9 protein-coding genes and 1 pseudogene are annotated in these 14175 nt (G+C 75.2%); 1 reads left to right on the top strand and 9 read right to left on the bottom strand.

What is annotated here, in order from left to right; all coding sequences use genetic code 11:
* Positions 1–18: 18 nt before the first annotated feature.
* Positions 19–2481, bottom strand: coding sequence for a WD40 repeat domain-containing protein (locus ACZ466_RS04025; protein WP_464042844.1), 2463 nt, complete (start codon positions 2479–2481; stop codon positions 19–21).
* A gap of 101 nt (positions 2482–2582) precedes the next feature.
* Positions 2583–3479, bottom strand: a complete 897-nt coding sequence (locus ACZ466_RS04020) for an ATP-binding protein (RefSeq protein ID WP_378283646.1) — start codon at positions 3477–3479, stop codon at positions 2583–2585.
* Between the two features lie 182 nt (positions 3480–3661).
* On the opposite strand from ACZ466_RS04020, the gene ACZ466_RS04015 reads away from it, so the two are divergent.
* On the top strand, positions 3662–4099 hold the full coding sequence (locus ACZ466_RS04015; RefSeq protein WP_378283645.1) for an organic hydroperoxide resistance protein: 438 nt from the start codon (positions 3662–3664) through the stop codon (positions 4097–4099).
* 12 nt (positions 4100–4111) lie between these two features.
* On the opposite strand, the gene ACZ466_RS04010 is transcribed toward ACZ466_RS04015, so the two are convergent.
* The 7 genes and pseudogenes from ACZ466_RS04010 to ACZ466_RS03980 form a co-directional block, all read right to left on the bottom strand.
* Positions 4112–5647, bottom strand: coding sequence for a hypothetical protein (locus ACZ466_RS04010; RefSeq protein WP_378283644.1), 1536 nt, complete (start codon positions 5645–5647; stop codon positions 4112–4114).
* 9 nt (positions 5648–5656) lie between these two features.
* Positions 5657–7258 (bottom strand): DHA2 family efflux MFS transporter permease subunit, encoded by a 1602-nt coding sequence (locus ACZ466_RS04005; RefSeq protein WP_378283643.1) that lies wholly within the window; start codon positions 7256–7258, stop codon positions 5657–5659.
* A gap of 171 nt (positions 7259–7429) precedes the next feature.
* Entirely contained in the window at positions 7430–8059 is a 630-nt protein-coding gene (locus ACZ466_RS04000) for a GOLPH3/VPS74 family protein (RefSeq protein WP_378283642.1), read from the bottom strand.
* Positions 8060–8188: 129 nt separating this feature from the next.
* A pseudogene (locus ACZ466_RS03995) lies at positions 8189–8425 on the bottom strand (type II toxin-antitoxin system antitoxin); the annotation flags it as partial.
* Positions 8426–8428: 3 nt separating this feature from the next.
* Entirely contained in the window at positions 8429–9346 is a 918-nt protein-coding gene (locus ACZ466_RS03990; RefSeq protein WP_464044003.1) for an SPFH domain-containing protein, read from the bottom strand.
* 66 nt (positions 9347–9412) lie between these two features.
* Complete coding sequence (locus ACZ466_RS03985; protein WP_378283640.1) at positions 9413–11014, bottom strand: MFS transporter; 1602 nt, start codon at positions 11012–11014, stop codon at positions 9413–9415.
* Positions 11015–11086: 72 nt separating this feature from the next.
* Positions 11087–14164: an AfsR/SARP family transcriptional regulator gene (locus ACZ466_RS03980; RefSeq protein ID WP_378283639.1), complete on the bottom strand. Its 3078-nt coding sequence runs from the start codon at positions 14162–14164 to the stop codon at positions 11087–11089.
* Positions 14165–14175: the final 11 nt, after the last annotated feature.

Here is a 14175-nt window from a genome sequence, read left to right as displayed (position 1 = left end):
GGTTGGAATCCCCCTCGTTCACGAGGGGGAGGAGGTCAAGACGCCGCTTCCGTCCACGGCCAGCAGGCTCCGGCCTTCCGGCGCGAACGCCAGCGCCAGCACGCTGGAGGAGTGGCCGGTGAACGCCCCGCCGATCGGCGCCCCGCTCGCGGCGTCCCACAGCCGTACCGCCCCGGCGTCGTCTCCGGTGGCGACGGTCCGCCCGTCCGGGGAGAACGCCACGGAGACGATCGCGGTGCGCTCCTGGCCGGTCCCGCCGAGCAGCCGCAGCGCCGTGCGGCGCTGCGTGCGGGCGTCCCAGAAGGCGACGTCCCGGCCCGAGTCGACGGCGGCGAGGGTCCGGCCGTCGGGGGCGGCGGCCCGGACGGGGCCCATGCCGGGGCCGGGCGGTGCGCTCCGCGCGCCGGACGGGAACGCGAAGGTGCCCGCGCCCCGGCCCACGGTCACCGACCGCCCGTCCGGCGCGAAGACCAGGCCGAGCCCCTCGAACGTCGTCGCCGCCTGCTCGGGGCCCGACGGTGACGGCAAGGGCTGCGAACGGATCAGCCCGGCGGGGGAGACCCGCCAGTACTCCAGGACGTTCTGCGAGCCCTCCTCGCCGATGGTGTCGAGGCTCCCTCCGTCCGGGGCGAACTCCAGCTCACGCACCCGCAGGCCCGGCCGTCCCGGCGCGGTGAGCGAGCCGGTCTTCCTCCGGGCGGGCACCTCCCAGACGTCGATGCCGGCGCCGTCCGCGGCGACCACGGCGAGCCTGCGGCCGTCGGCGCTCCAGGCGAAGCGCTCGTCCGCGGACCCGGGGACGGCCTCCGCCGCGGTCGGCATCTCCGTCACCGGGCGGCGCCCGCGCACGTCCCAGACCCGTACCCGGTCGCCCTCCAGCGTGGCCAGCATGCGGCCGTCACGGCTGAACGCGGCCTCGGCGGGCGTGGGCGCGCCGGGGAGGACGGGCGCGCGCGTGTAGGCGCTCACGTCGGTGGAGACGACCGCCCGCCCTTCACGGACGCAGCGCAGGGTGCGGGCCCCGGCCCCGAACCGCGAGGGCCCGCACTGTGCCTCCATGTCCCGGTTGCGCATCAGCAGGCCGCTCACCGCGGCTCCGGCGGCGGGGCGCCACAGCCGCCCCCCATCGGCCAGGAACGCGCCGTCGGGGCTGAACACGGGGACCAGGGGCTGCTCGTTCGCCGTGAACAGCCAGGCGGCGCGGCGCCCGGTCGCCAGTTCGGTGACGGTGATCCCGGTGTCCTCGGTACGGGCGAACAGCCGCCCGTCGGGGCTGAAGGCCACGTTGCCGGGCCGGTCCGCGGGCGCCAGCGGCGTCCCGTCGACCGGCAGCCGCCGGTGCGCGGCGATGTCCCACCACTCGAACTCCTCGGTCACCGCGAGGATGATCGTCCGGTCGTCGGGGCTGAAGGCGTGGGTCTTGGGCGGACCGTCCCGGCGGAGCGCGAGCCGCGGCGCCGCGCCGCCCGACCACAGCTGGAGGCGCTCACTGGTCGAGATGAGCACGTGGCCGCCGCGCGGGGAGAACTCGACCTGGACGGGGGAGGTGTTGCGCGGGTCGGGCTCGCCGAACTCCGTCCCGAGCGCGCGGCCGGTGCGCACGTCCCACAGCCGCGCCCGGCCGTCGCCGTACCCGACCGCGACGGTGGAGCCGTCGGGACTCAGCGCGACGCCCTCGGCGGCCGGGACCGAGATCGGGACGGAACGGGTCTGCCGGTGGGTGTCCAGGTCCCACAGCCGCGCGGTGCCCGCGTCGGCCGTGACCAGGGTGCGGCCGTCGGGCGCCAGCGCCATCGCGCCGCCCTCGGGCGAGTGCCCCGGCGGGGTGAAGACGTCCTCCTCCACCTGGCCGAGCGCGGCCAGCACCGCCGACCGCGTCTCGGGGACGGCGGCGAGGCGGGCGGCGGCGACCGCCAGGCGCCGCGCCGTGCGCGGATCGCTCCGGCGCAGCTCCGCCGCCTGCCCGGCCAGCCGCCGGGCGACCGCCTCGTCGCGCTGCCGGGTCACGGTGCGCTGCTGCGCGACGACGGTCACGGTCGTGACCGCCAGCAGCGCCAGCAGCGCCGACAGCACCCCGACGAGCAGCCGCCGCAGCCGCGCCCGGCGCCGCCCCAGCGCGGCGCAGGCGTCCAGGAAGGCGTTCTCGACCAGGTTGAGCGCGGCGTGGCGGCGGCCGGTGGCGGCCCAGCGCATCGCCCGCTCCAGCGGCGTCCCCTGGTACAGGTCGCTGCTCTTGCGCCCGTTGCGGTCCCAGAGCAGCGCGGCGTCGGCGAGGTCGTGGTGGACGGGCAGCCCGTCGCGCTCGGCGGCGACCCAGCCGCGCAGCCGGGGCCAGGCGCGCAGCAGCGCCGCGGACGCGATCGCCACGGTGCCGTCCTCGCGGACGAGCAGGCCCGCGGCGCCGAACTTCCCGAGGATCCGCTCCACCGCCGGCGGCTCGGCGAGGCCGTCGTCGAACTCGCTCTCGTCGGCCCTCCGCAATGGGCGGACACGCCCTAAGGGACGAAGCGGACGTCCGGATGGCGGGGCCAGGGCCGGTCAGGTGATCATGCCCGAACGGGCCCTTCCACCCCCGACCTTCGTCAGGAGGACGGGGCGGCCCGCTCGTCGAACCAGACCACGAACTCGGCCTGGCCGAACATCTGCGCGGTGTCGTACGCGGAGGGCGTCCCGGCCCTGGGGTCGGCGCCGGCGTCCAGCAGGGCCCGCACCACCGCCGGCTCCTTCTTGAAGACGGCGCCGGACAGCGGGCGCTGGCCGCGGTCGTTCTCCCGGTCCGGGTCGGCGCCGCGGGCCGCGAGGGCGCGCACGGTGTCGGCGTGGCCGTGGTAGGCGGCCAGCATGAGCAGCGTGTCGCCCTTGTCGTTGCAGAGGTTGGCGGGGACGCCCGCCTCGACGTAGGCGACCAGCTGCTCGGTCTGACCCTGCCTGGCCAGGTCGAACAGCCTCGTCGCGAACTCCTGGAGCTCGGGATCGGCCTCGTTCATGAGACGCACCCTACTTCCGGGCGGGGGCGTGTGGCCGTTCGCCCAGGCCGAGTCGGCCAGCCGCCGGCCCAGCGTGTCGCCGCCGTAGTGCAGCTTCTTCTCCAGCGACACCAGCGCGCCGTGCTCGGGGTAGGAGTGCAGCCGCACCTCGTCGGCCAGCGTCTCCATGATCAGCATGCCGCGGCCGTGCTCGGCGGTGGGGTCGGGGGCGACCGGGTGACCCGGCGCCAGCCGCGCCGGGTCGAAGCCGCGGCCGTGGTCGATCACCTTGATGACGCAGCGCTCGTCCACGATGAGGACCCGGACCGTGTAGGCGTCGCCCGCCCGGGCGTGCTGCACGACGTTGGCGCACGCCTCGGTCAGCATCAGCCCGATGTCACCGCGAATCGGCTCCTCGACCCCGAGCACGTCCAGCGAGGCGTCCAGCAGCCGGCGGATCGCCGGGACGCTCGCCGCGTCCCTGGGGAACCGAAGATCGAAGTTGATCTCCACGTCTTCTCCGTAGAACGCTGCTCCTCTTACGTGCTGTCTGCCCTGACGATGCCCGGCAAACCCCGTGGCGCGGGTCGAAACGGACAAGGCCGGACCGGGCCACCTGAGTTGTGCACAACTAAGTTGTGCTATCTTCAATTGTGAGCAGGTGGGATCGGCCCACCGGGCACGAGGGAGACGACATGCCGGACGGCGCGACGACGAGCAGCACGGCGCACTACACCGCCGCGGCCACGGCCAGCGGAAGGGACGGCCGCGCGGTCAGCTCCGACGGAAGGCTCGACCTGCCCCTCGCCCTGCCCCGCGAGATGGGCGGCAGCGGCGAGGGCACCAACCCCGAGCAGCTCTTCGCCGCCGGGTACGCGGCCTGCTTCGCCAGCGCGCTGAGCGCCGTCGCCAGGGCGGAGCGGCACGACGTCAGGGACGTCTCGGTCACCGCCGAGGTCGGCATCGGCGGCGACGTCGAGAGCGGGTTCGGGCTCAGCGTCGTGCTGCGGGTCGAGCTGCCCGACGAACTGGCCGGGGACACCGGCCGCGCGCTGGTCGAGCAGGCCCACCAGGTCTGCCCCTACTCCAACGCGACCCGCGGCAACATCCCGGTCGAGCTCGTCGTCGAGTAGGCGGGTCCAGGGTCAGTCGATGGGGCGGCCGTCCAACAGTGCCTGGAGCCGCCCGCGCACGGACTCGTCGGGCTCCCGGGCCAGGGCGGCGGCCACCGCGTCACCGGCCCCCTCGGGCCAGGCGTCCCGGCCCCAGCCGTCCAGCGCCCGGACCGCCATGTTCCGGTTGCGCACGACCGGGCTCGCCAGGCCCGCGATCACCAGCGGCACGCCGCGGCCGGGCCGGCCGCCGAGATCCTGCAGCAGCGTGTCGAGGCAGCGGTGCGGGGCGAAGCGCTCGCCCACGCCCATCTCGTCGGCCGGGCCGGTGGCGATCTCGTCCAGGGGCAGCAGCTCGACCGCCAGCGCGAGGACCTCGTCGATCGAGTCCGGCCCGGCCTGCCCGACGGCGCCGAACCAGTCGGCGGAGTCGAAGGGATCGCGCGTGCGCAGCCGGTCCAGATGCGCCCGCAGCGTCGGGACGCCCAGCGTCCGGCAGACGTGCGCGGCCCGGCGGAACTCCGCCGGGTCCTCGGAGGCGAGCCCCCGCCGCGCCAGGTCGGCCCACAGCGGGCGGTCCATGATCTCCGTGCAGCGCGCCGCCAGCTCCGGCCACTCGCGCTCGGCGTAGCCGCGCACGTCCTGCACGGCCAGGAAATGCCGCAGGTCGGCCGCCCGCGCCGACATATGGTCGAGGAAAAGGGACGCCGCGCGCTTTCCGTCGGCGTAGCCGGGCATTCCCTGGACCGGCCCGCCGTCGTCGGACAGCGCGGTGAGAATGTCGCCCGCCGCGTAGAGGAGTTCGTCGTCGGGGTCCCCGGAAAGGGCGTCGGCCAGCCCGCCGGTCTCGGCCGCGATTCCGGCGAGGTAGGCGTCCATCACCTCGTTGCGGAATCCGTCCCGCAGAATCCATTCCCGGATCCGCGGATCGGCGGTGTCGGAAAGGCGTTCGACGAGGTGGACGCGCCCCCAGCCCCGCACCTGGCGGGCCAGCTCCCACAGCTCGGCCTCGGCGCCGTCGTCGTCGCGGTTGCCCAGGGCGACCGCGGCGAAGAGGGTGAACTCGTCGTGCCGCCCCAGGATCATGAGCTCGTCGCGGTGGTGCCCCGCGTCGAACAGGCCGAGCAGCGCGATGCCGAGCTTGACGGGCTCGCGGTGCCCTCCCTCGGTCGCCAGGCGGTGGGCCAGCCGGTAGCAGTCCTCGGGGTCGACGCCGGACGAGCGCACCCCGGTCAGGACGCCGTCGACGACCGGGACGATCGTGATCCCCCTGGCGGTCTCGTACAGCGCCTCGTAGGCGGCCCGCGCCTCGCGCTTGGACGCGGAGACGGCGTCGGTGAGGGCGGTCGAGAGCCGTCGCACTTCCTCGGGATCGCCTGAACCGCCCCAATGGTGGGTGAGCACGCCGTCATGAGCCCCCGGGGCCCACATGAACTTCTCGTCGCCGTCGCCCTCGTCGGGCAGCGTTTCACCGCCCGGGGAAAGCCCCGGGCCCTCCTCGGGAATGTGCGCCCGGATGTGTTCGAAAATCGAGGGGGGAGAAGCGTTCTGCCGCTGCCTTCCGATCATTCGGACAGCCTAGGGCGCGCCTTTCTCGGCCGCACACGATTTTCCCCGCGGGGCCTTCTCCTCGGGGCCGTTGCCGGCCTTGCCTCCGTCCCGGACGCGGACCAGCCGGTTGGACAGGGAGGCGAAGGTGCAGATCAGGGAGGCCACCAGCAGCAGCGTGAACGCCCGCTGGTATCCGGCGACCAGATCGCCGATGGAGTCGCGCGACAGCCCCGCCGCCGCGCCCTGGTACAGCAGGTGCCGGTCGTCGCGGGCGAGCGCGGAGGCGGCCAGGGCCAGGCACAGCGCGGCGCTCAGCACGTTCCCGACGTTCACCAGCGACATCCGCAGCCCGTTGACGATGCCGAGCCGCTCGGTCGGGACGGTCGCCAGGATCGCGGCGGTGTTGCCGGTGGTGAACACCCCGCTGCCGATCGACACCAGCGCCAGGCACAGCGCGACCAGCCAGTACGGGGTGTGCCCGGACAGCAGCGGCAGCATCATCGCCAGCCCCGCGGAGGTGATCAGCGAACCGGCGACGGCGAGGGTGCGCGGGGCGACGCGCCGTCCCAGGAAGCCGCCCACCGGCGCGGCCACCATGCCCGCCAGCGGCCCGGGCAGCACGGCCAGCCCGGCCTGCGCGGGCGTCATGCCGCTGATCGCCTGCAGGAACAGCGCCAGCAGCAGCAGCGTCCCGAACCGGGCCAGGGTGTTGAACAGCGCGGCCAGCGAGCCCACCGTGAACCCGCGGTCGCCGAACAGCGCCAGGTCGACCAGCGGATGCCGGATCCGGCGCTGCCGGATCACGAACAGCGGGAACAGCAGCGCGCAGACCACGGCGCCCGCGATGGTCGCCGGACCGTTCCAGCCCCGGGACCCCGCCTCCGACAGCGCGATCACCAGCGCCCCCAGCCACCCGGTCAGCAGCACCGCGCCCAGCACGTCGATCGGTTCCCGCGCCCCGCGCGGCATCCGGGGCAGCGACAGGAACGCCCAGCCCAGCGCCAGCGCGCCGAGCGGGACGTTGAACCAGAACACCCACTGCCAGCCCGCCGACCCGGCGAGGTAGCCGCCGATCGAGGGCCCCAGCAGCGGGGCCGCGCCCAGCACGCCGAGGTAGACGCCCAGGCCCTGGCTGAGCCGGGCCGGCCCGAACGCCCAGGCGATGACGGCGGTCCCGTTGGCCAGCAGCACCGCCCCGCCGACGCCCTGCAGCACCCGCAGCGCGATCAGGGTCTCCACGTTCGGCGCGAACCCGGCCAGCAGGCTGGCCACGGTGAACGCGGCCAGGCCGCAGAGGTAGGTGCCGCGGCGGCCGAACACGTCGGCCATGCGGCCGAACACCACCAGCAGCGAGGTCTGGGTGAGCATGAAGGCCAGCAGCAGCCAGCCGGCCGCGGACGCGCTCGCGTCGAAGTGGCGGACCACCACCGGGAGCGCGATGTTGAGCGTGCTGATGTTGACGACGAGGAGGACCGTGCCGAGGCTGACCGCCGACAGCACCCGCCAGGGATTGCGGACCGGTGCTCCAGGTGTCCCGGATGTCTCGGGTTTTCCGGGTGTCCCGGCGCCGTCGCCCGTGCCCGAGGGGGGCGCCTCCGTTCCGCCGCCGCGCCGCTTGGCTCGCCGCACCGTCGCCCCTTCGTACGGGATATCCGGCAATGTCTATATATCGCGAACTTGCCGTCAATCCGGCATTATCCCCCAAACCCTTCGGGCGTCCCCGGGGCTCCCCGGCCCGAAGGCCCGGGCGGCGCGGCGAGTGCGGGGCCCGGGCACGGGGTTCGAGGCGGGGGAGGGCGGTCAGCCGCCGGAGGCGGCCGCCGCGTGGTAGGCCTGGATCACCTTGCGCACCGCGGGGGCGGCCGGGCCGGAACGCGCGGTCAGCTCCGCGATCCGGCGCTTGTGCCGCCGCCGGTCGGCCCCCGGCAGCACGGTCTTGAGCTCGCCCGCCGCCGCCAGCGCCACCGCCGCGGCGTCGTAGCTGTTGACGTGCGCGACCGGACGGCCGCGCAGCGCCGAGGACGCCCCGCCCCACAGCGTCTTGACCACCCGCGGATCCTTCACCGTGACCTCGTCGCAGGGGAAGAGGCCGAGCACCCGGCGGTGCCGCACCCGGATCCAGCCGCCGCCCGCCAGCTCATCCCGCACGGTCCGGACCATCGCCCGGCTGTCCTTGCGCACCCAGTACTGCCAGGAGCGCGGCCGGGACGAGGCGATCTGCGCGACCAGCCCGTACGGGTCGTCGCCGGGGGTGTCGGGCTTGGGCTTGCGCCGCTCCTCGGTGAGCCTCCCGTCCAGGTACAGCTCGGTGAGGGCGGCGGCGCGCAGCACGTAGCCGAGGCGGCTGCCCGACACCGCCAGGCGCTTCTTCTCCAGGTCGTAGGCCAGCAGGAACATCCTGGCCGGCAGGGATTCGGGGATCTCGACCATGACCTAATCCTCGTCCTCGTCCTCGCTCGTGCGCTCCCCCTCGTCGGGGGAGGCGGAAGTCCGGTCCCCGGAGGGCCGGTCCGCGGAGATCTCGTCTCCGGTGGGGCTCTCCGCGGAGGCGCCCTCGTCGGGGCCGTTCTCCGTCGCGGGTTCGTCCCCGGCGCCGGACCGGGGCTTGGACGGCCGGCCCGGCCGCCGCATCCGTCCGGCGGACCGGGGCATCCGCCCGGCGTCGCTCAGTGCCTGGCGCAGCAGGAACTCGATCTGCGCGTTGGTGCTGCGCAGCTCGTCCCCCGCCCAACGGGCCAGCGCGTCGTGCACGGCGGGGTCGAGCCGCAGCAGGATCTTCTTACGTTCGGAAGCCACAGGTCACTGGTAGAGCGAACCGGCGTTGACCACCGGCTGGGCGTCGCGGTCGGCGCACAGCACCACCAGCAGGTTGCTGACCATGGCGGCCTTGCGCTCCTCGTCCAGCTCGACCACGTTCTCCTCGTCGAGCCGCTCCAGGGCCAGCTGGACCATGCCGACCGCGCCCTCGACGATCCGCTGCCGGGCCGCCACCACCGCGCCGGCCTGCTGGCGGCGGAGCATGGCCTGGGCGATCTCCGGGGCGTAGGCCAGCCGGGTGATCCGCGACTCGATGATGGACACGCCCGCGGAGGCGACCCGCAGCGCCAGCTCCTCCGACAGCTTGCCGGTGATCTCGTCGGCGTTGTCGCGCAGCGAGAGCCGCTCGTGGGAGTCGTAGGGGAAGCTGCCGGCGATGTGCCGGACCGCGGCCTCGGTCTGGAAGGCCACGAACTCCACGAAGTCGTCGACCGCGAACTCGGCCAGGGCGGTGTCCTCGACCTGCCAGACGACCACCGCGGAGATCTCGATCGGGTTGCCGTCCAGGTCGTTGACCTTGGCCAGCCCGGTCTCGTGGTTGCGGATCCTGGTGGAGATCCGCTTGCGCTCGGTGATCGGGTTGACCCAGCGCAGCCCGTCGGTGCGGACCGTGCCGGTGTAGCGGCCGAGCAGCTGCAGCACCCGGGCCTCGCCGGGTGCGACCGGGGTCAGCCCGACGGCGACCACCACCGCGGCCACCGCCAGCAGCGAGCCGACGATGAGCCCGGCGGCGATGGCGGCGACGCCGCCGGCGGCGATCCCGATCAGGATCGCCGCCGCGCCCAGGGCGAGCAGCAGCAGGGCCAGGCCGAGCATGGGCCAGCCGCCCCGGTCGCGGGCGGGGCGCTCCGCGATGTCGGGACGGGGCAGCTCGGGCGGTGCCTCGGGGGTGAGTGCCATGGCGGCGGGATCATTCATCGCATCCTCCTTGCGCATGGCATCAATCTAGCAAAGTGATATCACTTTTTACAAGGCCCGCCCGGTCGGGACCTCCTCCCCGTCCGCCGCGCCCGGCTCCACGTGCTCGGGGATCACCTTGGGGACGCCGCGCAGCGCGACCAGCGCGAACACCGCGACCGCGGCCGCCAGCGCGGCACTGGTCAGCAGCGCCGCCTGCATGCCGTCCACGAACGCCCGCCCGGCCGCCCCGACGACGGCCTCCGCCAGCCGTCCCGGCAACCCGGCCGCGGCCTGCGCCGCCCCCGCCAGGGAGTCGCGCGCCGCGTCCTCGGCCCCCGGCGGCAGCCCGCCCGGCAGCTCCACGTTGTGGCGGTAGACGGCGTTCAGCACGCTGCCCAGCACCGCCATGCCCAGCGAACCGCCCAGCTCCATCCCCGTCTCGGAGATCGCCGACGCCGCGCCCGACCGGTCCCGCGGCACCGTGGCCAGCACGGTGTCGGCGGTGACCGTCATGACCATCCCGATGCCCAGGCCCGTCAGGAGCATCGGCCCCACCACCGCAGGGAAGTAGTCGACCTCCGTCCCGACCTGGGACAGCAGCGCGAACGCCGTCGCGCTCAGCGCCAGCCCCAGCCCCACCACGCGCGCCCGGCCCAGCGCCCCGATCAGCGGCGGGGCCAGCGCCGCGCCGCCGACCATCGCGCCCAGCGCGCCGGGCAGCCCGGCCAGCCCCGACTGCAGCGGCGACCAGCCCAGCACCAGCTGGAAGTACAGCGAGAAGATCAGCGACTGGGCGACCAGCGCGAACATCGCGAACATGTTGGTGACCACCGAGCCGGAGAACGCGACCCGCCGGAACAGCCGCACGTCGATCAGCGGGTCGTCCAGCCGCGTCTGCCGCACCGCGAACGCCGCCAGCGCCGCCGCCCCGCCCAGCGCGGCGCCGCCGACCTCCGCGCCCAGGCCGTGCGCCGCGGCCTCCTTGACCGCGTACACCACGCCGATCACCCCGGCGATCGACAGCGGGACGCTCAGCAGGTCCAGCCGCCCCGGGACCGGGCTGCGCGTCTCGGGCAGCACCGCCGACCCGGCGACCAGCACCACCGCCATGATCGGCACGTTGATGAGGAACACCGAGCCCCACCAGAAGTGGTCCAGCAGCGCGCCGCCGACCACCGGGCCCAGCCCGACCGCCAGCCCGCCGATCCCGCTGAACATCCCGATCGCCATCGTGCGCTCCTTGGGATCGGTGAAGACCCGGCGGATCAGCGACAGCGCCGAGGGCATCAGCGTCGCCCCCGCCACGCCCAGCAGGAACCGGGCGGCGATCAGCTGCTCGGCGCTGCCCGCGTACGCGGTGAGGGCGGAGGTGGCGCCGAACAGCGCGGTGCCGATGAGCAGCAGCCGCCGGTGCCCGATCCGGTCGCCGATCCCGCCCATCGTGATCAGCAGCCCGGCCAGGGCGAAGCCGTAGGCGTCGGCGATCCACAGGATCTGGGTGGCCGAGGGGCGCAGGTCGGCGGTCAGGTGGGGGATGGCCTGGTTCAGCGCGGTCAGGTCGAGCGTCGGCACCAGGACCAGCAGCAGGCAGATCCCGAACGTGGCCCACTTGCGGGACGCGGAGTAGCCCGCCGCCGGTGGGGGCGCGGGGGAGGTCGTCGTGTTCATGCCGGTCAGCGTCGTCGGCGGCGCTGACCGTCCGCGCACCGTTCACGCACCGCCGCTGACGGTGCCCGACGGTCAGGAGCCGAGGGCGGTCCGCACCGCCTCCTCGGCGGTCAGCGCGGCGCCGCGGGACCGGGCGGCCTCGTACGCGGCGTCCCCCAGCGCCTCCCGCGCCCCGGCCTCGATCCGCGCCAGGTCCGGATCGCCGTGCAGGGACGCCCCGCGCACCGCCGCGGCCGCCCCGACCAGCAGCCCGGCCCGCGGCGCGTCGCCCTCCAGCAGCACGACGGCCGCCATGCCCACGATCGCCTGCGCCTGGTGCGTGAACACCGGATGGTCGAACGTCAGCTCCAGCGCCTGCCGCATCCACGCCCGCGCCCCGGCCGCGTGCCCGTCGGCCAGCGCGATCCAGCCCAGCCCCGTGAGGACCGCCGCCCGCGTCGCCACCGTGATGAACCGCTCGGCGTGCACCCCGGCCAGCGCCTCGTCGTACAGCCGCCGCGCCTCGTCCACGTCGCCGCGCAGACGGGCGAGCTCGGCCAGGCCGTGGTGTGCCGTCGCCACCTTGTCGGGCGCACCCGCGCGGCGGGCCAGCTCACCGGCGCGCTCGTAGTCGGTGCGCGCGGTGCCCGGGTCGCCGCCGTTGACCAGCAGCGCGGCGCGGCGGCACAGCAGGTCGGCCTGGTCCTCCAGGGCGCCGATCTCGCCGGCCAGCTCCAGTGCCTCGTCCAGCAGCTCCACCGCCCGCGCCCGGTCGCCGCGCTGGTCGGCGATCTGGGCCAGCGGATCGAGGGAGTTGGCCATGCCCCACCGGTCGCCCAGCGCCCGGAACCCCTCCAGCGCCCGCAGGCTGAACATCTCGGCGTCGTCGATGTCGCCGCGGTACTGCGCCAGGAAGCTCTCGCTCATGTCGAGCAGCGCCCTGGACCAGGCGCCCCAGCCCTTCCGCAGCACGCGGGTGTCGACATCGGTGCGCTGGGGACCGGCGGTGAGCGCCCACATCACCAGGGTCGGCGGATAGGCGACCTGCCAGCGCAGCGCCGCCATCTTCTCCGTCGCCAGATCCAGCGCCGCCGTCGCCGCCGGGCCCGACACCCCGGCCGATATGGCGTTGGTCACGCACAGGATGTACTCCTCGTCGAAGCCCTCGGGCGGCTCCACGCCCACCGCCTCCAGGAGCTCGATCGACAGCGGCCCGCCCTCGATCCGCCCGCGCAGCCACCAGTACCACGACAGCGCCGCCACCAGCCGCAGCGCCGTCCCCCGGTCGGAGCGCACCGCCCGGCGCAGCGCGGCGTGCAGGTTCCCGTGGTCGGCCGCCAGCAGCGCCAGCCACTCCAGCTGCCCGGCCCCCCGCAGCCTGGGGTCGGCGTGCCGCGCGAAGTCGAGGAAGTACGCGGTGTGCGCGCGGCCGAACCGCTCCTCCTCGCCCGCCTCGGCGAGCCACTCGGCGCAGAACGCGTGCACCGTGCTGAGCATGCGGTAACGGGTCCCGTCGGTCTGGAGCAGGGACTTCTCCACCAGCCCGGCCAGCAGGTCGTCCACGTCGGCGTCCATCGCGCAGACCCGCTCGGCCGCCTCCAGCGTCGCGCCGCCCGCGAACACCGTCAGCCGCCGCGCCAGAGTCCGCTCGGCGTCGTCCAGCAGGTCCCAGCTCCACTCCACCACCGCGCGCAGCGTCTGGTGCCGCGGCGCCGCCGAGCGGTCGCCGCGCGACAGCAGCCGGAACCGGTCGTCCAGGCGCCGCGCGACCTCCTCCACCGGCAGCGACCGCAGCCGCGCCGCCGCCAGTTCGATCGCCAGCGGCAGGCCGTCCAGCGCCGCGCAGATGTGCGCGACGGCGCCCGCGTTGCCGGGCGTCACCGCGAAACCGGGCCGCACGGCGGCCGCCCGGTCGGCGAACAGCCGGACCGCCGGATACGTGGCCGCCTCGGCCGCCGCGGCACCGCCGGGCGGCAGCTCCAGCGGCGGCAGCGGCCGCAGCGCCTCCCCGGTGACGCCCAGCGCCTCCCGGCTGGTCGCCAGCACCCGCAGCGCGGGCAGCGCCCCCAGCAGCCGGTGCGCCAGCCGCGCCGCCGCGTCGATCACATGCTCGCAGTTGTCCAGGACGATCAGCATCCGCCGCCCGCCCAGCGCCGCGACCAGCCGCTCCAGCTCCTCCGTGTGCCGCCCGCCCGGCCGGATCGCGCCCTCCCGCAGCCCGAGCGCCCCCAGCACCGCCTTCGGCACCTCCGCGCCGTCGCCCACCGGGGACAGGTCGACGAAGCAGACCTCGCCCTCCTCGCGTCCCGCCGCCTCCAGCGCCAGCCGCGTCTTGCCCGCCCCGCCCGGACCCAGCAGCGTCACCAGCCGCCACTCGGCCAGCATCTTCCCGACCCGCCTCAGCTCCGCCTCGCGCCCGACGAAGCTGGTCAGCTGCGCGGGCAGCGCCGTCGCCGCCCTGGCGCCACCGCCTTCTCCGCGCAGGATCGCCAGATGGATCTCCGCCAGCTCGCCTGACGGGTCGGCGCCCAGCTCGGCGGCCAGCAGCCTGCGCGTCTCCTCGTAGAACTCCAGCGCCTCGGCCTGCCGCCCGCTCGCGTGCAGCGCCCGCATCAGCAGCCCCCGCGCCCGCTCCCGCAGCGGATGCGCCGCGATGAGCTCCGGCAGATCCCGCAGCGGGCCCGCGAAATCACCCGCGGCGATCTCCGCCTCCGCGCACGCCTCGACCGCCCCCGCCCGCGACTCCTCCAGCCGCGCCGCCTGCGCCGCCGCGAACGGCGCCGCGAGCCCGGCCAGCGCGGGACCGCGCCACAACCCCAGCGCCTCCCGCAGCACCGCCGCGTCGCCCCGCGCCTCCGCGACCAGCCGCTCGAACCGGTGGACGTCCACGTCCTCCCGCCGCACCGCCAGCCGGTACCCCGCCGGATGCCCCTCCACCAGGTCCGCGTCGCCCAGCCCCCGGCGCAGCCGCGACACCTGCGACTGCAGCGCGTTGGCGGCACCCGCCGGGGGCTCCTCCCCGTACAGCCCGTCGATCAGCCGCTCCGTGCCGACGACGTTGCCCGCGTCCAGCAGCAGCATCGCCAGCAGCGCCCGCACCCGCGGACCCCCCACCGCGACGGCCCGCCCGTCGCGGCACACCTCCACCGGACCCAGAACGCCGAACCGCATACCCCCGATTC

The organism is Actinomadura rugatobispora, assembly GCF_055379765.1.
Note: the sequence above shows the minus strand (reverse complement) of the source record. Positions and strands in the feature narration are given on the sequence as shown.

Coding starts and splice junctions, on each gene's coding strand:
- ACZ466_RS04015 (WP_378283645.1), top strand. CDS start 3,662: ATGCCGGACGGCGCGACGACGAGCAGCACGGCGCACTACACCGCCGCG.
- ACZ466_RS04010 (WP_378283644.1), bottom strand. CDS start 5,647: ATGATCGGAAGGCAGCGGCAGAACGCTTCTCCCCCCTCGATTTTCGAA.
- ACZ466_RS04000 (WP_378283642.1), bottom strand. CDS start 8,059: ATGGTCGAGATCCCCGAATCCCTGCCGGCCAGGATGTTCCTGCTGGCC.
- ACZ466_RS03990 (WP_464044003.1), bottom strand. CDS start 9,346: ATGGCACTCACCCCCGAGGCACCGCCCGAGCTGCCCCGTCCCGACATC.
- ACZ466_RS03985 (WP_378283640.1), bottom strand. CDS start 11,014: ATGAACACGACGACCTCCCCCGCGCCCCCACCGGCGGCGGGCTACTCC.
- ACZ466_RS03980 (WP_378283639.1), bottom strand. CDS start 14,164: ATGCGGTTCGGCGTTCTGGGTCCGGTGGAGGTGTGCCGCGACGGGCGG.